At 49.9% G+C, this 18,875-nt stretch carries 19 protein-coding genes; 12 read left to right on the top strand and 7 right to left on the bottom strand.

The window, feature by feature from the left end; genetic code table 11:
• The first annotated feature begins 9 nt into the window (after positions 1-9).
• The 5 genes from trpD (at position 10) to IC617_RS17920 (ending at position 5,523) form a co-directional block, all read left to right on the top strand.
• Positions 10-1,038 carry an anthranilate phosphoribosyltransferase gene (gene trpD / locus IC617_RS17940; protein WP_191146366.1) on the top strand — a complete coding sequence of 343 codons (1,029 nt, stop codon included), beginning with the start codon at positions 10-12 and terminating at the stop codon, positions 1,036-1,038.
• A complete protein-coding gene (gene trpCF / locus IC617_RS17935; protein WP_439651283.1) occupies positions 1,035-2,417 on the top strand; it encodes a bifunctional indole-3-glycerol-phosphate synthase TrpC/phosphoribosylanthranilate isomerase TrpF in 1,383 nt (460 codons plus the stop codon). Before trpD ends, trpCF begins: the two co-directional genes overlap by 4 nt.
• An 11-nt stretch (positions 2,418-2,428) precedes the next feature.
• A complete protein-coding gene (gene trpB, locus IC617_RS17930; protein ID WP_191146365.1) occupies positions 2,429-3,625 on the top strand; it encodes a tryptophan synthase subunit beta in 1,197 nt (398 codons plus the stop codon).
• Entirely contained in the window at positions 3,622-4,431 is an 810-nt protein-coding gene (trpA, locus tag IC617_RS17925) for a tryptophan synthase subunit alpha (RefSeq protein WP_224746117.1), read from the top strand. Before trpB ends, trpA begins: the two co-directional genes overlap by 4 nt.
• Before the next feature lie 96 nt (positions 4,432-4,527).
• The gene (locus IC617_RS17920) at positions 4,528-5,523 is read left to right on the top strand and encodes a substrate-binding domain-containing protein (RefSeq protein ID WP_191146364.1); all 996 of its coding nucleotides are present in this window, start codon (positions 4,528-4,530) and stop codon (positions 5,521-5,523) included.
• Here the strand turns inward: IC617_RS17920 and IC617_RS17915 are convergent.
• Both IC617_RS17915 and IC617_RS17910 read right to left on the bottom strand, forming a co-directional pair.
• A complete protein-coding gene (locus IC617_RS17915; protein WP_191146363.1) occupies positions 5,513-6,529 on the bottom strand; it encodes an SMP-30/gluconolactonase/LRE family protein in 1,017 nt (338 codons plus the stop codon). The two genes, IC617_RS17920 and IC617_RS17915, sit on opposite strands and share 11 nt — an antisense overlap.
• Positions 6,530-6,594: 65 nt before the next feature.
• On the bottom strand, positions 6,595-6,906 hold the full coding sequence (locus IC617_RS17910) for a DUF3392 domain-containing protein (RefSeq protein ID WP_369410433.1): 312 nt from the start codon (positions 6,904-6,906) through the stop codon (positions 6,595-6,597).
• A gap of 149 nt (positions 6,907-7,055) precedes the next feature.
• Between IC617_RS17910 and IC617_RS17905 the strand changes: the two genes are divergently transcribed.
• The 3 genes from IC617_RS17905 to IC617_RS17895 all read left to right on the top strand — a co-directional run bounded on the left by IC617_RS17905 (position 7,056) and on the right by IC617_RS17895 (position 8,328).
• Positions 7,056-7,628 carry a septation protein A gene (locus tag IC617_RS17905; RefSeq protein WP_191146361.1) on the top strand — a complete coding sequence of 191 codons (573 nt, stop codon included), beginning with the start codon at positions 7,056-7,058 and terminating at the stop codon, positions 7,626-7,628.
• Between the two features lie 3 nt (positions 7,629-7,631).
• The gene (locus IC617_RS17900; protein WP_191146360.1) at positions 7,632-7,931 is read left to right on the top strand and encodes a YciI family protein; all 300 of its coding nucleotides are present in this window, start codon (positions 7,632-7,634) and stop codon (positions 7,929-7,931) included.
• A gap of 253 nt (positions 7,932-8,184) precedes the next feature.
• Positions 8,185-8,328, top strand: a complete 144-nt coding sequence (locus IC617_RS17895) for a hypothetical protein (protein WP_191146359.1) — start codon at positions 8,185-8,187, stop codon at positions 8,326-8,328.
• Positions 8,329-8,376: 48 nt separating this feature from the next.
• On the opposite strand, the gene IC617_RS17890 is transcribed toward IC617_RS17895, so the two are convergent.
• Together IC617_RS17890 and IC617_RS17885 are read right to left on the bottom strand one after the other, a co-directional pair.
• A complete protein-coding gene (locus tag IC617_RS17890) occupies positions 8,377-9,837 on the bottom strand; it encodes a DNA recombination protein RmuC (protein ID WP_191146358.1) in 1,461 nt (486 codons plus the stop codon).
• A gap of 114 nt (positions 9,838-9,951) precedes the next feature.
• On the bottom strand, positions 9,952-10,224 hold the full coding sequence (locus IC617_RS17885) for a hypothetical protein (protein WP_191146357.1): 273 nt from the start codon (positions 10,222-10,224) through the stop codon (positions 9,952-9,954).
• 187 nt (positions 10,225-10,411) lie between these two features.
• Between IC617_RS17885 and IC617_RS17880 the strand changes: the two genes are divergently transcribed.
• Genes IC617_RS17880 through IC617_RS17870 form a run of 3 tightly spaced genes read left to right on the top strand, consistent with a single transcriptional unit; the run spans position 10,412 to position 12,549 of the window.
• Positions 10,412-10,816: a DUF350 domain-containing protein gene (locus IC617_RS17880; RefSeq protein WP_191146356.1), complete on the top strand. Its 405-nt coding sequence runs from the start codon at positions 10,412-10,414 to the stop codon at positions 10,814-10,816.
• A 9-nt stretch (positions 10,817-10,825) separates the two neighbouring features.
• Positions 10,826-11,395, top strand: a complete 570-nt coding sequence (locus IC617_RS17875; RefSeq protein WP_191146355.1) for a DUF1190 domain-containing protein — start codon at positions 10,826-10,828, stop codon at positions 11,393-11,395.
• Between the two features lie 2 nt (positions 11,396-11,397).
• Positions 11,398-12,549, top strand: coding sequence for a glutathionylspermidine synthase family protein (locus IC617_RS17870; protein WP_191146354.1), 1,152 nt, complete (start codon positions 11,398-11,400; stop codon positions 12,547-12,549).
• An 8-nt stretch (positions 12,550-12,557) separates the two neighbouring features.
• Here IC617_RS17870 and IC617_RS17865 read toward each other — a convergent pair whose 3' ends face one another.
• From IC617_RS17865 to IC617_RS17855, 3 genes are all read right to left on the bottom strand, one after another.
• Positions 12,558-15,767, bottom strand: a complete 3,210-nt coding sequence (locus IC617_RS17865) for a mechanosensitive ion channel domain-containing protein (protein WP_191146353.1) — start codon at positions 15,765-15,767, stop codon at positions 12,558-12,560.
• Between the two features lie 134 nt (positions 15,768-15,901).
• Complete coding sequence (locus IC617_RS17860; RefSeq protein WP_191146352.1) at positions 15,902-16,732, bottom strand: HDOD domain-containing protein; 831 nt, start codon at positions 16,730-16,732, stop codon at positions 15,902-15,904.
• 58 nt (positions 16,733-16,790) lie between these two features.
• Positions 16,791-17,162, bottom strand: coding sequence for a hypothetical protein (locus IC617_RS17855; protein ID WP_191146351.1), 372 nt, complete (start codon positions 17,160-17,162; stop codon positions 16,791-16,793).
• Between the two features lie 167 nt (positions 17,163-17,329).
• Between IC617_RS17855 and asnS the strand changes: the two genes are divergently transcribed.
• Positions 17,330-18,730 carry an asparagine--tRNA ligase gene (asnS, locus tag IC617_RS17850; RefSeq protein WP_191146350.1) on the top strand — a complete coding sequence of 467 codons (1,401 nt, stop codon included), beginning with the start codon at positions 17,330-17,332 and terminating at the stop codon, positions 18,728-18,730.
• Positions 18,731-18,875 lie beyond the last annotated feature (145 nt).

Raw genomic sequence — 18,875 nt, 5'->3', positions numbered from 1 at the left:
GACATCCACATGAACTCAAATTTTTTGCCAGAGTGCTTCGAGCTTCTTTGTGCCGGTAACAACTTAACCAGCGAGCAAACCCGCACAATTTTCGCTGCCATCGTTGCAGGCGAAGTTGAACCAGCGTTAATGGCAGGTTTGCTAACCGCGCTGAAAATCAAAGGCGAAACCGCCGATGAAATCGCTGGCGCAGCGCAAGCGCTGCGAGCTGCGGCTCGCTCATTTCCGCGCCCCGAAGGACAGGTGGTTGATATTGTCGGTACCGGCGGCGATGGTTTGAACACCATCAATATCTCGACCACTAGCGTATTAGTCGCTGCAGCGGCGGGACTAACTGTTTGTAAACACGGCAATCGCAGCGTATCGAGCAAATCTGGCTCTGCCGACTTGCTAAGAACCCTTGGCGTGAACATTCAAATGCCGCCGGAAGTAGCTGCCAAAGCACTGGATAAAAGCGGCGCCTGCTTTATTTTTGCACCTGAATATCATGCTGGCATTCGCCACGCTATGCCGGTTCGTGGCGCATTGAAATCTCGCACCATCTTCAATGTGCTTGGCCCGTTGATTAATCCGGCACAACCCGATGTGATGCTGCTCGGCGTTTATTCACCAGATTTGGTGCTGCCGATTGCTCAGGCTCTTGTTCAACTGGGCGTCACTCGGGCGATGGTGGTTCACGGTTCAGGCCTTGATGAAATTGCCGTGCATGGCCCAACCCAAGTGGCAGAAATTAATCATGGCGAAATCGAAGAGAAAGTGATTACGCCAGCTGATTTTGACTTGGAAGAATTTGCCGTTGAGGACTTAGTCGGCGGCACTCCCGAGGAAAATGCTGAAATCGCGAAAGAAATTCTGGCTGGCCAAGGCGAACCAGCGCACAATGCCGCCATCATTGCCAATGTTGCTGCTGTACTTTATTTGGCTGGCAAGGAGCCAACATTGCAGCGCGGCGCAGCCAAAGCCAAACGTGTACTGAGCTCAGGCCAAGGTCTAACCACACTGGCTAGCCTTGCCAGCGCCAGCCAAGTGGAACTATGAGCATGTTGAATGACACCATTTTAGGCAAAATTGTTGCCGATAAACGCGACACCTTAGTCACCCTAAAACAACAGCGCCCACTTGATAGTTTTGTTGCTGACGTTACGCCAAGCGATCGCGATTTCTATCAGGCATTAAGAGCGGTGAGCCCAGCATTCATTTTGGAATGTAAAAAGGCATCACCATCAAAAGGACTGATCCGCGAACCATTCGATTTAGATGAAATCGCTCAAGCCTATTTGCCATGGGCATCGGCTATTTCGTGCTTGACCGATAGCAAGTACTTTCAAGGTTGCATGGCCTACTTAAAGCAAGTGCGCGATCAAGTTACTCAGCCGGTGATCCTGAAAGACTTTATTATTGATCCTTACCAGATTTATCTGGGTCGCCTGCACGGCGCTGATGCCACCTTACTCATGCTGTCGGTACTCACTGATGATGAATACCAGCCGCTTGCCGATTTAGCTCATCAACTTGGTATGGGGGTGCTGACCGAGGTGTCAACCCAAGAGGAATTGGAACGAGCCATTGCCTTGGGCGCCAAAGTCATTGGCATCAACAACCGCGATTTGCGTGATTTGAGCATTGATTTGAATCGAACATTCGAATTAGGCGAACAAATTCCAGACGATCGCATTATCGTTTCTGAAAGCGGCATTTACACGCATCAACAAGTTCGCGAATTGCATCGCACTGCGGATGCTTTTTTAGTCGGCAGTTCGCTGATGGCGCAAGATGATCTCAACCGCGCCGTGTCTAACTTAGTACTGGGTGAACACAAAGTCTGTGGCCTGACTCGGCCAGAGGATGCCGCTGCCGCCTACTCGGCTGGAGCAAAATATGGCGGCTTAATTTTTGCCGCTAAGTCGCCGCGCTGTATCAGCCCAGAACAAGCACTAGCGGTGATCAAGGCGGCGTCTCTTGATTATGTTGGCGTGTTCGTCGATGAAGCGCCGGAACAAGTCGCAGCCATCGCCAATCAGCTTAAGCTTGCGGCCGTGCAGCTTCATGGCAACGAAGATGGTGACTACATTGCCACGCTAAGGCCATTATTGAGCGAAGGAACAGCAATCTGGAAAGCTCATGGCATCAGCGATGCAGTGCCTGATTTTGAACGATGGCCTGCTGATCGCCACTTACTCGATAGCCGTATTGGCAACCAAAGCGGCGGCACCGGTCAAGCCTTTGACTGGCAGCTTTTAGCAGATGTTGATTTAACCAACATCATGATTGCAGGCGGCTTAAACCTTGCCAATGCAGCACAAGCAGCTGCATTAAACTGTGCCGGTTTAGATTTTAATTCAGGCGTTGAAAGCGCCCCCGGCATCAAAGATCACGACAAAATCGCAGGCGTATTCAATGCCCTGCGACACTATTAAGGATTGCGTCAATGACAACCTTACTTGACCCATTTTTTGGTCCCTTCGGCGGCATGTACGTGCCGCAAATTCTGATGCCAGCCCTAAAACAGCTCGAAAAAGCGTTTGTTGACGCCCAAAACGATGCTGAATTTCAGGCTGAGTTTAGCGCTTTGCTAAAAGAGTATGCTGGTCGCCCAACCGCGCTGACTCGTTGCCGCAACCTCACCAAAGGCACGAACACCAAGCTTTATCTCAAACGCGAAGATTTGCTTCACGGCGGTGCCCATAAAACCAATCAGGTGCTTGGACAAGTATTGCTAGCCAAGCGTATGGGTAAAAATGAAATCATCGCCGAAACAGGTGCCGGCCAACATGGCGTGGCTACCGCCCTCGCCTGTGCGTTGATGGACATGAAGTGCAAAGTGTACATGGGCGCCAAAGACGTTGAGCGTCAAAGTCCCAACGTATTTCGGATGAAACTGATGGGCGCAGAAGTGATCCCCGTTCATTCTGGTTCGTCAACGCTCAAAGATGCCTGCAATGAAGCCTTGCGTGATTGGTCTGCAAGTTATGAAAAAGCGCACTATCTGCTTGGCACAGCAGCTGGCCCACACCCATTCCCGACCATTGTTCGCGAGTTTCAGCGCATGATTGGTGAAGAAACCAAAGCGCAGATCCTGCAAGTTGAAGGTCGTTTGCCAGATGCGGTGATCGCCTGTGTTGGCGGTGGCTCCAATGCCATTGGTATGTTCGCCGACTTTATCGACGAACAAGATGTCCGCTTGATTGGTGTTGAACCCGCCGGCCATGGCATCGATTCAGGCGAGCATGGCGCGCCATTGAAACACGCCCCTGAAGGTATTTTCTTTGGCATGCGGGCGCCGCTGATGCAAGACGAGCATGGTCAGGTGCAAGAATCTTATTCGGTCTCTGCGGGTCTTGATTTCCCATCGGTTGGGCCGCAGCACGCCTACCTCAATTCGATCGGCCGTGCCGAGTACGATTCGGTGACCGATGACGAAGCGCTGGACGCTTTCCAAGAGTTGGCACGACACGAAGGCATTATCCCCGCATTGGAGTCGTCTCATGCGCTGGCGATGGCATTGCGAATGGCTCGTAACGAACCAGAAAAAGAACAACTGCTGGTGGTTAATCTATCTGGACGTGGTGACAAAGACATTTTCACCGTTCATGAAATTCTAAAAGACAAAGGAGTGATGTCATGAGCAGCCGTTACGATGTGATGTTTGAAGCTTTGGCGGCCAAAAAACAGGGGGCGTTTGTTCCTTTTGTGACCATTGGCGATCCCAATCCTGAGCTTAGCTTGGACATCATTCGCACCATGGTCAAGGCCGGTGCGGATGCCCTTGAACTGGGTATTCCATTTTCAGATCCGTTAGCCGATGGCCCAACCATTCAAGGCGCCACCATCCGCGCGTTGGATTCTGGCACCACGCCGATCACTTGTTTTGAAATCATCGCCACAATCCGCGCAGAATTTCCTGATCTGCCAATTGGCCTGCTGATGTATGCCAATCTGGTGTTTGCCAAGGGCGTCGAACAGTTTTATGCCGAATGTGCCAAGGCAGGTGTTGATTCGGTATTGGTGGCCGATGTGCCAATTGAAATGAGCGAGCCATTTGCCGCTGCAGCAAAAGCCAACGGGGTTGATGCAATCTTCATTGCGCCGCCGAATGCTGATGACGACAGCCTTGAGCAACTGGGCAAATTGGGCAGTGGCTACACTTACCTGCTGAGCCGCGCGGGTGTCACCGGAGCGGAAACAGAAGCCGGTATGCCGGTCAGTGAACTATTGGCCCGACTAAGCCAATTCAACGCGCCAAAACCACTGTTGGGATTTGGCATCTCCCGCCCCGAGCAGGTTCATGAAGCCATTAGCTCTGGCGCAGCTGGTGCTATTGCCGGCTCGGCGGTGGTCAAAGTCATTGAACAAAACGTCGATGAGCCAGAGCAGTTGTTAGCACAAATGGCCCGCTATATCAGCGAGATGAAAGCTGCCACTCAGCTTTAAACGCCAGTTCGAATCACATTAAATAGCCTCCAACCTCTGGAGGCTTTTTTTTCGACTAATCTCAAGGTTACGTCAACACCACCAATTAGTTACGCCATGCCAAGCTCAACGATTTCTGCTTTTATTGCGGTCTTAGCCTTGCTCTCTAGCGAACAACAAACTCCCGATTGCATCGGCCTAGTCACGGCCAGTGGTGGCGATCAGTTCTGGCGAGAAGTGGAGGCTGGCGCATCAGCAGCCGCTGCGGAGGTCGAATTAAAGCTAGAAGTGAGATCATCGTTTGATGACAAAGACATCGCTCAGCAACGCGTGGTGATCGATGAATTGCAAACAATGGCTTGTTCCACCATCGTCATGGCGCCCAATAGCCCTGAGCGGGCTCAGGATGTCGCCAAGCTCAAACAACAGGGGATCCGCACGATCTTTATCGATCGCGATTTTCCGGCCGAGCGCGCCACGGCGATTTTAACCGATAATTATGCAACTGGGGAGCGAGCAGCAATCGCCATGGCGGCAGAGCTTCCGCCTGGATCGGCTGTTGGCTTGTTGCGATTGCATAAACAGGTCAGCTCAACATCAGAGCGCGAGCAAGGTTTCATTGATGGCGCCCAAGTCGCCGGATTAACTGTGGTACTTGATGATTACATTGATACGCCGCAGTCTGATGCAGATAGCGGTGCAACTACTGCGCAACAAGCCGCTCAGCTGATTGCCAGTGTGCCCCAATTGGCCGGCTTATTTACGCCCAACGAGTCCACGACCACTGCAGCTGTATTAGCTCGGCAATCGTTAGCGCAACCGTCAACCATAGTGCACATCGGCGTTGATTCGAACAAGTTGCTATTGAAGTCACTGGCCCAACAAGAGCTGCACAGTTTGTTTTTACAGCGGCCATTTTTGATTGGCTATCAAGGAGTCATGGCGGCATCAAAGCTACAGCAGGGCCATGCCCTGCCCGATGTTATTTTGACCGAGGCGACCTATATCACCACTGTCGATTTGCAGCAGCCTGAAATCCAAGCCCTGCTGCGCGAAAGCGACAGCAGAGCCAGTAGCAACAACGAGCCGGTTGAAAAACCACTTACGGATTAATCGCCACTCTCAGTAAGCGATTATCCGACGTAATAAACAAAGACGAAAAATCTTGATTGAAGGCAACGTTGGCGCTCGCTGTGACGGTGTGAATCGTCGCTAAATGGTTACCCTCTGGCGTTAACAGCAACACGCCATTTGGGCCAGTGGCAAACAATACCCCCGAGGGGTGCACTTTTAAACCATCCGGCAATCCATGCCCAGTGCTCAGATGAAACGTGGCATCAAACAGCACTCTGCCGTCGTTTAAACTGCCATCATCGGCGATTTGCCATGCCATCCAAATGGCTTTATTGGGATCAGAATTGGCAACATAGAGCGTCTTTTCATCATTGGATAACGCAATGCCATTTGGACGCGTCATCTCTTTCGTTAGCAAAGTCACTTTGCCGTCGGTATCCAATCGATAGACACCATGAAAATCCAATTCCCGTTGCTCGGTATTGTTTTGTCCCTGCGGCAGGCCATACGGTGGATCGGTAAACCAAATCTGGCCATTTTTGCCAACCGTCAAATCATTTGGGCTGTTAAAACGCTTGCCCTGATAAAGCGACGCAAGGGTTTGATAGTTGGGCTCAGCTTGCTCGAAAGGCGCGGCCAAACGAGACACTCGGCGATCGCCGTGCTGGCACAGTAACAATTGGCCGGTCATATCCAGCGCTAAACCGTTAGAGCCTTGCTTACTGGCATCAGCATACACACCGCTGGAGCCCGATGGCCGCAGAAATTCGGTGACGCCAACACCCGGACGCCATTGATAAATGACATTTTCCGGCACATCGGAGAACAGCAGCGCATTTTGCGACTGCACCCACACCGGCCCTTCTGTCCATTCAAATCCCTCTGCGAGGACTTCAATCTGAGTGGTTTCAGAGACAAACTGCAGCGCCTGCTCATCGATAATTTCAATTCGCGGTTGATCACTGGCAACGTGCGTCGTTTGCTGACAACCCGTCAATGCCATCACCGCGGTCACTGCGGCCAAAAGCAACGAACGAATTTTCATATATAAATTTCCTTTTTAATGATAAATTTTTTTGAGGATACCTGATCCCAATTCACAGGCAAACCTCAGACATGACGATTGCGCTGTGCCCAACAACCAATAAAGATGAAACAGCCAATCAGCAAACCACATAACCATGCTGGCGACAGTTGCGCTAGTTGCCCTGCAACAACTGGCGACAGCTTAACAATGGCCAAACCAAAGCCAAATGCATTGATTAAAATAAATACCGATGTACGGACAACAAAATGATGTCGACGCATGGTTTTACGTAGTAACTGATTGATGTCAGATCCTAAAACAACAATCAAACACGCGACCAAAGCGGTTGATATTGAATGTAATTCGCCGTACAACCAAGAGCTAAGACTAGCCACAACTTCCCCCAACGAACGATTTACCAGCGCCTTATACTAATCCATTTTGGTCATATTCTGAGACATTTTTAGCGCCGTTGAATAGGGTGACGAACGCCACACAACTGGGTACACTGCCTGCCAGTTCTTTACAATCAACAGGCAAGCCAATGAAACAACTATTTGACTTCCTGCCTTTGTTGGCGTTTTTCATCGCCTACAAGATGCATGATATATACACCGCGACTGGGGTGTTGATAGTCGCCACCATTGTCCAGATCGCTGCGGCCAAATGGATTTGGAATCAGGTCGAGAAAATCCATTGGATCACATTGGTCATGGTCACCGTATTCGGTTCAATGACACTGTTTTTCCATGATGACGCCTTTATCAAATGGAAAGTTACCGCCATTTACGGCGCTATGGCTGCGGCATTGCTAATTGGCCAATGGTTCTTTAACAAGCCATTAATCAAAGCCATGCTCGGCAGCGAACTGCAACTTCCCCATGACGTGTTTGTCAAATTGGGTTACGCGTGGGCAGTGTTTTTCTTGTTTTGCGCTGCACTTAATGTTTATGTTGCCTTTAGCTTACCACTCGAAACTTGGGTCAATTTCAAGGTCTTTGGACTGACCGTGATGACCTTAGTATTCGCCGTGGCACAAGGCTTTTATATCTGGCGCTATCTGCCGAAAGAGCAGAAGGAACAAGGCCAGGAACAATTAGAACAACCCAAGGACTGATGCATGTATTACATGATTTGCTCAGAAGATGTCGCCGACAGTTTACCGCTGCGACAAAAAGTACGCGCGCAACATCTAGCCCGCTTACAGCTATTAAAAGAAGAGGGGCGTCTGCTTATTGCTGGCCCTTTGCCTGCCATCGACAGCATTGACCCAGGTGATGCCGGCTTCACCGGATCGTTAGTGGTTGCCGAATTCGAAAGCTTAGATCAGGCGCAAGAATGGGCCGACCAAGATCCGTATATCGAAGCTGGGGTATACGCCAAAGTCATGGTCAAACCCTTTAAAAAAGTTCTGCCATAAAAATTTTATATTAGCCGAGCACCATTGCTCGGCTTTTTAATACCTAACATAAAAATAGGAAAATCAATATATTAGCCTAATGACACCCTCCTAATTGCGCTGTTAGCAAGGACGACACCGGCTAAAAATAAAAGTTGATCTCCATCACACTTTTATGTAATTTGAGATCCAGATCACACACAAATACTAATTCAGTGATCAACAGCATACGGTCCCTGGTGAACCATGCTGAATCGTTAGCTAGGAGTTTACTATGTCAGGTTTTATCGAAGTTTTAGGCTATTTGAAAAATACCAAACGCACTGAGATTGCGGCGGCGCAAAGCGTGAAGTCATCTTCCGCACCAAGCACCAAAGCAAGTTATTTCCGCTACGCTACTGAGCGTACCGACGACTAAGTCGACAGTGCCACAAATACCAGAAACCGCCGTTCAGGCGGTTTCTTTTTATGACTTATCAATTAATTCGCTGCTGAGTTGCTTATTGCTGCGAACACCCAACTCCTTGAGCATGGTAGTCTGCCGCACTAAGTTGCCCGGTCCTGTGGAGAGCTTACTCTTAGCGGCGTCAAATTCTTTGTTCACTCGCGCCAAGGCGTTATCAACTTTGTTCAGATCATCAACGAAGCCAACAAACTTGTCATAAAGCTTGCCGGCCCGCTCGGCGATTTCTTGCGCATTTTGATTCTGTTGTTCCACTCGCCAAATATTGTGAATAGTGCGCAATGCCACCAATAAATTGGTTGGGCTAACCAACATGATATTGGCATCGAGCGCAGTTTTGATCATCTCTGGCTCTTGTTGAATTGCCGATAAGAATGCCGCTTCCACCGGCACAAACATCAACACATAATCCAAGCTGCGAATGCCCTCAAGGCTTTGATAATTCTTTTTGCCCAACTCTCGAATGTGGTTGCGAAGCGAAGCAACGTGTTCGTTTAACGCCAACGTACTTTCGCCGTCTGACTCGGCATTGATAAAGCGCTCATAGGCAGTTAGCGATACTTTCGAGTCAATTACGATGTCTTTGTCATGGGGCAGACGAACAATCACATCGGGCTGGTAGCGCTTGCCCTGCTCACTTTTCAGTGCCACCTGCAATTCGTACTCTCGCCCTTCGGTCAAGCCCGCCTGATCGAGCAGCCGCTGCAACACCACCTCTCCCCAGTTGCCCTGAGTTTTGTTGTCACCTTTTAGTGCCCGAGTAAGGTTCGTGGCTTCTTCAGACATGCGAAGGTTCAAGGTTTTCAAATCATCGAGTTCTTTTTTCAGCAAGGTGTGCTGTTTCAGATCGGTTTCAGCTTGTTTTGACACCTGCTGCTGGAAGCCGCTAATTTGCTCACGAAATGGCTTGAGTAAGGCTTCCATACTGGATTCAGAATTCACCCGAAATGCTTGGGTTTTCTGCTCGAAAATGCGGTTCGCGAGGTTTTCAAACTCTTTACTCAAACGCTGCTCCGATTGCTGCAGCAACGCTTGTTTTTCTTCGAGGGCTTGAGTCTGGTTGGCGTAGCGTTCTTTTAAAGTGTCGTACTGACGCTGGCTGTGCTCTAGTTTGTCCCTAAGTTCAGCAATCGTCGATTCATGCTGTTCCAGCTTGCCCTGAGTCAACAACAGCTGCTCACGCAGTAACTTGTCGCTGGTTTCAAATTCAACGCGGCGGGTCTGTTGTTCGCTCAGTTGCAGCTGTAACGCGGCAACCTTGTCCTGCTCTTGTTGGTAACGCTGCTGCAGCGCATGTTGCAGCTCAGCATGCTGCTGGGCAGTCTGCTCAGCAGCAGCTTGCAGTAGAGCTTGCTGTTGACTGCCATGGCGTTTGGCAAGCCAATAACCAACGGTTAAGGCAACCAATAACGAGAGGCTGGTCACCACAATAAAAAAGGGCGATTGAATCAATTCCGCCAGCATAAACTGGGACTCCAAAAGACAACAATCGGTCTAGACTATTGCCTCAGCCGAGCTTTGCCAACACCCGTTTAGTGATTAGTGAAACAACTGCTGCTTTATCAAACAACAGCGCCACTAATGCTCAGTATCAGTAAATGAGTCGTCATCGGTGAGCTGCTGTAACAGCCTGACTTCGGCCATAATGTCGCGCACTACAGTCCTTGGCATTTGCAGGCGCCACTGATTGTCCTGTAAATAAGTGGCAATATCCGGATGGCCGGTGAGCCGCTCCAGCTGCTCGATTAGGTCCAGCGCCTGCGCTTCATGAATGGTGGCAAACTCTCGTAGCGCTCGGACACACTTCACTGCCGTCATATTTTCGCTTGATGGTGTAAACCAGTTCAGCATCTGTCGCCGTATCCCTAGTTGATCCTAATGCTAGTTCTAACCTGCGGCAGTGACAGTTTCATGACGTTAATGGCAAACTGGCTGGGGCGTCATTGCTGGATTGATTGGCATCGCTTTTGTGGTCTCCATGTTGTTGGTAACATAGCGTCCACTAATCACCCTTGAGTCATTCTCGGAGTCGGATTTTATGATTATTGATTCACTGCAAGGACTGCCAGCATTCGCTCTCTACTTCGTGGTGGGCTATGGCTTTATCGTTTTGTTTTGCGTCTTATATGGCAAAGTAACGCCCTATTGCGAATGGACGTTAATGCGCAACAACAACGCAGCCGCATCCATCGCTTTCGGTTTGAGTTTGGTCGGCTACACCATTCCGGTAGCCAGTGCTGCCATTCATTCGGTCAGCATTATCGACTACATCATTTGGGCCGTGGTTGCCCTGCTCGCCCAAATCGTGACCTTCATGACGGTGCGCTGGTACATGACTGACTTGGTCAAGCGAATCAATGATGATCAGATTGCTGCCGGTTTATTTCTCGGCTGCGCGGCATTAGCAACCGGTATTCTAAATGCTGCTTGCATGAGTTATTAGAGGTTGCAGATGAAACGATCACAATGGCTAAAACTGACCATTATGGGCGCGGCCTCGGGCAGCTTAATCAGCTGTTCTCCTGAGCCTCGACAAGAAATTGTCAATTACTCGGACATTAGTGAATGCGTCAATGACCGAGTGTTTTCCGAGCAGGAATGTGTTGCCCAGTACCAGCAGGCACAGCAGCAAGCGGCGCAGGATGCGCCTATGTATCAAAACGGCCATGATTGCCAGACTGACTTTGGTCGCGATCAGTGTTACCACAACGGTAGTTTCTGGCAGCCATTCATGGCTGGCTTTTTCATGTCACGGCTGGCCGGATCGGTCGGTGCTGGGTTGAATTCCGGCCAAGTGCACTCGCGCCCCTTGTATCGCTCAGCAGATGATCCAGCAAGCTTCCGCACCGCTGAAAATGTCAAAACAGGTAATGTTGGTGATACTCGCCCGCGCAGTGCACCGAACCGCCTAATGTCAGCCTCACAAGCTTCGCTATACAGCCGCCCGAATAGCATGGGTAAGCGGGCAGCAACGCTCAATCGCGGCGGCTTTGGGCAACGCTCCAGCAGCTGGGGTAGCTAGCGTTGCTTCGAGTGCCAATTACCGTCCGCCCGAACTTGGACCAAATCGCAGCAGAATATGGCTTTAACTTTCATACCATTGACGGTGACATTTATTGGGACGAGTCGGCCTATTACCAATTTACCCTGCAACAAATTGAGCAAGATTTAGAGGCCCCAACCGAAGAGCTTCATCAAATGTGTCTTGATTTGGTCGGTGATGTTGTCGCTAGCCAGGAGTTAATGGAGCAACTCGCGATTCCGCCGCATTTTTGGGATGCCATCGCCAACAGCTGGCACAACGGCTATCCATCGCTCTATGGCCGCATGGATTTTAGTTACGATGGCAAATCTCCGGCGAAGCTACTGGAATACAACGCTGACACCCCAACCTCAGTGTACGAGGCTGGCTTTTTCCAATGGATTTGGCTGCAACAACAGGTGGATGCAGGTCGCTTATCCCGAGAGGCCGATCAGTTTAATTCCATTCAAGAAAAGCTAATCGCCAGATTCGCCGATTTAAGCAGTTTGCCGATCACCTTTACCTGTTGCCGCGAAAGCGATGAAGATCGCGGTACCGTTGCCTATCTTGAAGATTGTGCCCGTCAAGGAGGCGTTGCAACGCGCTTTATCTACCTTGATGAAATTGGCATTAACGACCGAGGACAGTTCGTCCAGCAAGATGACTCAGCAATTCAGGCGCTATTCAAGCTCTACCCGTGGGAGATGATGTTCGAAGATAGTTTTGGCCATTATATTCCCAAGGCCGAATGCCATTTTTTGGAGCCGCTGTGGAAGAGTGTTTTATCCAACAAGGGCATTTTGCCGCTATTGTGGCAACGCCACCCAAACCACCCCAACCTGCTACCGGCCTTTTTTGCCAGTGACAATCCGTCTCTCGATGGCGGTCACGTCCGCAAGCCATTGTTCAGCCGCGAAGGAGCCAATATTCGCATCGAAAAAGATAGTCAGCTGATCGCAGAATCAGCCGGCGACTATGGCGACCAAGGCTATATTTACCAAGCCTATCAACCACTACCGAAGTTTGCCGACAGCCACACCTTAATCGGCAGCTGGGTCATTGATAACCAAGCCGCCGGACTCACCATTCGCGAGGACAATAGCCTCATCACCCAAGATACCAGCCGTTTCGTGCCGCACATTATCTTGGGCTAAGCATCGCTTTATCCGTTGTTAGTGGCAATGCCCGCAGCGTGTTTAACATGGATGTCTAACTGCGGGTGAGCCACCGTAATATTCAACGCATTGAATTTCTTAATGACCCGACTGTGGATCTCATGAATTGATGGCAGCCGATGCGAGGTGTCACTGGTAAATGCACGCAATTCAAATATCAGCGCACTATCACTGTACTCTAGCAAGAACACCTCTGGTGTTGGCTCATCGATCACCATCTCGCACTCATCAGCGGCTTGCAAAATCATCTTCGTCACCATGCGCACATCGGAGTCATGGCGCACACCAATGCGCAATACGATCCGAGTAATGGCGTCACTTAATGACCAGTTAACAAAGTCCTCGGTAATAAAGGCTTTATTAGGAATAATAATTTCTTTGCGGTCCCAGTCGACCACAGTGGTCGCGCGGGTATTGATCCGCGTCACTGTGCCGCTCATGCCACGAATGGTCACGGTATCTCCGATCCGGATTGGCTTTTCAAACAGGATAATCAAACCGGAGACGAAATTGGCAAAAATTTCTTGCAAACCAAAGCCTAAGCCCACCGTCAATGCGGCCACGAGCCACTGCAACGATGACCAATCAAAACCCAGCGCACCGACCACCACCAGTAGCCCAACCACCAGAATGACATACTTGGTAATGGTGGTGATGGCATAACCAGTTCCCGGAGATAACTGCATACGCTGGAGTACCAACAGCTCCAACATGCCCGGAATATTGCGGACACTGACAAGGGTAAAACCTCCGGTGACAATCGCCGTTAGTAACACTTTAACGGTAATTGATGTGGTTTCGAGTTGCCCTTGCGCGCCAACACTTTGCACCGACCACAGGGTGAGATCATTAAAAGCGCTGAGCGAATTAAAGGCATCGCTCCAAATTGGTAATAGGGAAAAATAGAATGCCAGCACGAAAGTGGTCCGCAGTAATTTGCTCGCTTGCGCACCAATGTCATCAAATTCGATATAGCTCTCTTGTGGTTCTTCAATCGCAGGATCAGCGGAATCATCATTTTCTTCACGCTTGGCGAGCGCTTGCGCGCGCCGCGTTAACGCTCGTTCGAAAGCCAGACGGCGATAGAGAATGGCAAGGCCGCGCAACGCCAAAAAGTAAGAAATACAAATAGTTATTGCAGACAACAATGTCCAAAGGTAGCCCTTTAGCAACATTTGGGCCGCCACGATATAGCCCAGCAACAACAACACAGTGGCCGCCGCCGGTACTGCGATGCCGAACCACCACAGCATTCGCATTGGCAACCGCATGATATCACCGCGCTCATGGACCAAATTAGACACCAGCCGGAACAGCCAAGCCGTCGCCCATGTCAGCAGCACAGCGTTGATTAAATGCATTAATCGCCCTGTTGCACTAAACAGCGCGAGTTGATTCCAATCTGCCAACCATTTGTAGATGAGTAAGACGGTTAGAAATAGCGGCGATAACCAGATCACGTGCCGCATGATCAATTGAATCGCGGCAGGCTTCATCCGAAAATGGTGGATTAACACGCTTGGGGGCTTGCGCAGCTGCCGTGCAACCAAGTGCAAACTCGCGCCAATCGTGGTGAGCCAAATCAATTGCTGAATCATGACCTGACTATTTTGCGACAACCAATCGGAAAATTTAGCGCCCATCGGCAGCAAGCTACCCAGAGCAATTAAGCCAAAGATCGCGGCGAGCGAGTAATGACCTTTGTCGCGGCGTACATTGCCAATACGGTCGCCAATGCGGCTCATGTAGGCGTCATACTTGCTAATAAATCGCTGTAAATACACCGCCAGCAACAATAACAGCACGAGCTGAAAAGCGCTCTCTCCGGGGCGATGACTGTATAGTCGCCATTGGTGGACCAGCTCACTGGCGATGCGTTTAAAGTCGCTGACCACATCCGGGATATCGGACGTAGTCAAGGGTTTCATATTTGGGATCCAGGTGAGTAGCCGGAAGGCTTGATCTTCAAGATCACTGCGCCGGATGGTGAGCTGATCAATATTGGCCAGCGCTTGTTTCAATAACACTTCAAGCTGGCCATTGATACCAATTAACTCTGTCAATAATTGCTGTTGCAGATCGAGTAAATCACGCTCGTCATTGCGTTTGGATAACTGAAAATTCTGCCGATTTTTACGCTGCTCATTGCGGTAAGAAAAGCTATCAACCCGCAGTTGGTTGAGCAATCTCGATAATTCTTGGATATTCGGTAAGCCACTGAGTGCGGCGAGCTGCTCAACAATGGCATCGGAAAACTCAACCGAGGGCTCAAACCGATCAATGTCCTTACGCAACTCCCGCAACAACGAATTGATTTGCACCGACAGTTCGTGCAGCCCTTGATAGCGTAATTGCGCCGATTGCTGTGTGGCCTGCAACTCTTCTAGCTCGCGGGTTAATTCAATATTTCTGGCAATGATTTCCTGCAACTCAGGGTCGTCGTCAGCCACCACTTTGGCAGCGTGATCGAGCTCTGCCAGTGCTTCAGCGGCCTCCTGCTGACGCAATTGAGCAAGCCGGTCATTGGCTAAGCGCAACTGCCGCATTAGATTCAGCAACGCTTGATTCTGTTGCGCAATTTGTAGCTGATTTAACTCAATCCGTTGGCTAACACCCTGCGATTCAAGCTGGATCAGCTGCTGTTTGGCCAGCAGCATGTCGCGCAGCGCATCGTATTGAAATTGACTCGCTTCATTCAGCAAGGCGTCACCAGAGATAGCCAGTTGTTCGCTATAACCGCGCTCTAATTCAGCGACGATTTCATCTAACTCACGGGGAATATCAACCATTCGAGCCTGCACCTTACGGCCTTGGTTTTCTAAGCTTTGGATTTGCTCGCGGGTCAACACAATCTGTTGTTCTAATGACTTAATCAAGCGACTGATTTGTTCTTGATCTTTGTCTCGGTAGGCGTCAGCGATTTGCTGCTCATCAACCACTGGTCGCACTTTGGCATTCGCAATGTCTTGGGGATACTGAGTTAGCTGCTGACGATATTGCTCAGCTTCCGCGGCAAAATTATCGCGCTCGGTAAGGAGCTGAATCGCTCGTTGATAGCGCTCGATGAGAACGTCGTTGTTGGCAGGGGTTCGCTCTATCAACTGCTCGAGTTGCTCAATAGAAACCTCGGCCGCTCGCACACTTTGGTAATGAAGCATGCTAACAATCAGCAACAAACCCACAATAAACAACCGCACCACTGGCAAGCTCCTTGTCCTGAACTACATCATGGCAGTGTTAAACATGGCTAGGAAGTGGCTGTTTTGCAAATCAAAGATACTTCGCCATGCCATCGCAAATGAGCCCTCGGGATTGAAGGCATGATGATTTGTTAGTTAAACGAACTCAGTGTATCGCGATAGGGGGTCAGATAATCGGGCGAAGTGAAAACATCACTATCGGCGACAATACCTTTGTCGATAAATGGCTTGAGTAACTCATCTTGGTCTTGTTCGTGGTAACCGCCTTGAGCGATTACTGCGGCACAAATAAAGTCACCCAACGAGGCTTCACCGTCGGTTGGCTTGGGCTCGGCTAACTGTGTTACCGCATCAATGACGGTCTCATCAAATTCCCAAACGGCGAGGAGTTTAGTGCCAATTTCATGCTGTAGTGACTGAACCACCCGAACAATGACCTCGACATCAGCGCTGACCTTGGGCATCCGTTCCATTTCAAGCAATATCGGCAACGCCCCGATATTGTGAACAACGCCAGCAAGGGTGATTAGTTCGGAATTAAATGGCAATCGATTGGGATACATAGTGGCTAAGGCGGCGGCACTGCTGGCCACCTTAACGGCGCGCTTCCAGTTCTCTTCGAGCAATTCATAGATCTGCTCGTTAGAGCTGACATATAGCTGCTCCATTGCCATGGTGGTGGCAATGTTTTTAATCGCCGTCAGGCCAATCCGGTTGACCGCGTCATGGATAGTCTTGATCCGCTGAGACACGCCAAACAACGGCGAGTTAGCAATCTTGATCATCCGCGCCGCCATACCAGCATCGCGTGTAATCAAATCAGCGATTTCTTTTAGTGATACGTCGTCCCGCTCTACGGTTTCACAAACAGTCATCGCCACTTCGGGCAAACTTGGGATCACCAACACATCGCGCGCAAGCTTGTCTTTAAAGGTCAGTACCAATGCTTGTTCAATGGCCAATTTAATCTCCTCAAAACCATCGTATTGGTTTTGTACATCTGATAAGTGAACGGACTACTTAACTGTTGCCGAGTAGCTTGACGGTCAGCAGTATGCCAAATGACACCGTGATGACAGTGAGCAGGATCAGGTTATACCGACGCGTATCATCGGCGCGACGACTTAATTGCCGATTTGCTAGCAAGCTCAGCAAACTGACAACACAACTGCTCCAGACAAAATACATCAATGGACCGGTATAGCTTGGTTCCCAAAACTGACGAATTTCTAGTTCATAGTAACGGGCAATGCCAGAGTTCATTTCTGGGCGGGCAAAATGGAACAGCAGCAAACTACCGATAAACAGTAGCCATGCGATGATTGCCAAAACTTGCAGTGTTCGAACACGCCAATCGGGGCCCTTGCGCCGATCAACTCCATCCCACACCATAGCCGCTCCGTTTTTTCTGCTTAATCAATAATTTTGCCGAACAAATCCACTGAAACCAATGACAAAATGAAACCATTGGCTCAATCTGATTGGTATCGCGCTATCTTACCTGTAAGATGTGTGTCTTTCATCTTGAACGCAGACAGCAATTTCGGAGTATTTGCTTCATGACGCATGCTACTGTTGCCGCAGTTTTAGCCGGCGACTACTCAATTGATTCGGTCATTACAGTTAAAGGTTGGATTCGCACCCGTCGCGATTCCAAAGCAGGGATTTCATTCTTAGCCATCCACGATGGTTCAAGTTTCGATGCCGTTCAGGCCGTAGTGCCCAATGAACTCGACAATTATCAGTCGGAAGTAACCAAACTCACCACGGGTTGCTCGGTTGCCGTTACCGGCAAAGTTGTGGAATCACCAGGCAAAGGTCAATCATTCGAATTGAATGCCATTGAAGTGAATGTCCTCGGCTGGGTTGAAGATCCTGATACCTACCCAATGGCTCCAAAGCGTCACAGCATGGAATACCTGCGCGAACACGCGCATTTACGCGCCCGTACCAATGTCGGTGGCGCAGTGACTCGGGTTCGAAACTGCTTAGCACAAGCCATTCATCGCTTTTTCCACGAACAAGGTTACGTTTGGGTTAGCACGCCAATTATTACAGCCAGTGACTGCGAAGGCGCCGGCGAAATGTTCCGCGTCAGCACGCTCGACTTAGAGAATTTGCCACGCACCGACAAAGGCGCAATCGACTTTGAGCAGGACTTTTTCGGCAAAGAGTCATTCCTGACCGTATCGGGACAGCTTAATGCTGAAACCTACGCTTGTGCATTGAGTAAGGTCTATACCTTCGGTCCAACGTTCCGTGCCGAGAACTCCAATACCAGCCGCCATCTAGCTGAATTCTGGATGGTCGAGCCAGAGGTGGCTTTTGCCGATCTCGACGATGTCGCTAAGCTAGCAGAAGGCATGTTGAAGTACGCCTTTAAAGCGGTATTGGCTGAGCGTGCTGATGACATGGCATTTTTCGCCCAACGCATCGACAAAGATGCGGTGGCGCGGCTTGAGCGTTTTGTTGACAGTGATTTTGTGCAAGTGGATTACACCGACGCGGTCGATATTCTGCTCAAGTGTGACAAGAAATTTGAATACCCCGTTGAGTGGGGGATTGATCTGCAATCAGAGCACGAACGCTATCTGGCTGAAGAGCACTTCAACGCACCTGTGGTGGTGAAAAACTACCCGAAAGACATTAAAGCGTTTTACATGCGCATGAATGAAGACGGCAAAACAGTGGCGGCGATGGATGTGTTGGCCCCAGGCATTGGCGAAATCATCGGTGGTAGCCAGCGTGAAGAGCGTCTAGATGTGCTTGATGCACGCCTAGCCGAAATGGGCTTAGACAAAGAAGATTACAGCTGGTATCGCGATCTGCGCCGTTACGGCACGGTACCGCATTCAGGCTTTGGTCTGGGCTTTGAGCGTTTGGTGAGTTATGTCACTGGCATGGCTAACATTCGCGATGTGATCCCATTCCCACGTGCGCCTCGCTCTGCTGATTTCTAAATTGCCAGCGACAAGCTGATCGCCAATTGGATCTAAAAAGCCCGCGAAAGCCTGTCTCTTATACACAAATCCCCGCTAAGCAATTGGCGGGGATTTTTTTGAACTTTTTCCGTGAACTTCGATCTGATCTCCACATTACTTTTTT

Origin of the sequence: Neiella litorisoli (genome assembly GCF_014773395.1) — a bacterium.
GTDB classification, from domain to species: Bacteria; Pseudomonadota; Gammaproteobacteria; order Enterobacterales; family Neiellaceae; genus Neiella; species Neiella litorisoli.
This window is presented reverse-complemented; position numbering and strand designations above follow the sequence as displayed.

Excerpts from the sequence above, each read along its gene's own strand:
- IC617_RS17855 (WP_191146351.1), bottom strand. The coding sequence starts at position 17,162 with ATGGTGTGGGATGGAGTTGATCGGCGCAAGGGCCCCGATTGGCGTGTT.
- IC617_RS17920 (WP_191146364.1), top strand. The coding sequence starts at position 4,528 with ATGCCAAGCTCAACGATTTCTGCTTTTATTGCGGTCTTAGCCTTGCTC.
- trpCF (WP_439651283.1), top strand. The coding sequence starts at position 1,035 with ATGAGCATGTTGAATGACACCATTTTAGGCAAAATTGTTGCCGATAAA.
- IC617_RS17915 (WP_191146363.1), bottom strand. The coding sequence starts at position 6,529 with ATGAAAATTCGTTCGTTGCTTTTGGCCGCAGTGACCGCGGTGATGGCA.
- asnS (WP_191146350.1), top strand. The coding sequence starts at position 17,330 with ATGACGCATGCTACTGTTGCCGCAGTTTTAGCCGGCGACTACTCAATT.
- IC617_RS17900 (WP_191146360.1), top strand. The coding sequence starts at position 7,632 with ATGTATTACATGATTTGCTCAGAAGATGTCGCCGACAGTTTACCGCTG.
- IC617_RS17890 (WP_191146358.1), bottom strand. The coding sequence starts at position 9,837 with ATGCTGGCGGAATTGATTCAATCGCCCTTTTTTATTGTGGTGACCAGC.
- trpA (WP_224746117.1), top strand. The coding sequence starts at position 3,622 with ATGAGCAGCCGTTACGATGTGATGTTTGAAGCTTTGGCGGCCAAAAAA.
- trpD (WP_191146366.1), top strand. The coding sequence starts at position 10 with ATGAACTCAAATTTTTTGCCAGAGTGCTTCGAGCTTCTTTGTGCCGGT.
- IC617_RS17885 (WP_191146357.1), bottom strand. The coding sequence starts at position 10,224 with ATGCTGAACTGGTTTACACCATCAAGCGAAAATATGACGGCAGTGAAG.
- trpB (WP_191146365.1), top strand. The coding sequence starts at position 2,429 with ATGACAACCTTACTTGACCCATTTTTTGGTCCCTTCGGCGGCATGTAC.
- IC617_RS17875 (WP_191146355.1), top strand. The coding sequence starts at position 10,826 with ATGAAACGATCACAATGGCTAAAACTGACCATTATGGGCGCGGCCTCG.
- IC617_RS17880 (WP_191146356.1), top strand. The coding sequence starts at position 10,412 with ATGATTATTGATTCACTGCAAGGACTGCCAGCATTCGCTCTCTACTTC.
- IC617_RS17905 (WP_191146361.1), top strand. The coding sequence starts at position 7,056 with ATGAAACAACTATTTGACTTCCTGCCTTTGTTGGCGTTTTTCATCGCC.
- IC617_RS17895 (WP_191146359.1), top strand. The coding sequence starts at position 8,185 with ATGTCAGGTTTTATCGAAGTTTTAGGCTATTTGAAAAATACCAAACGC.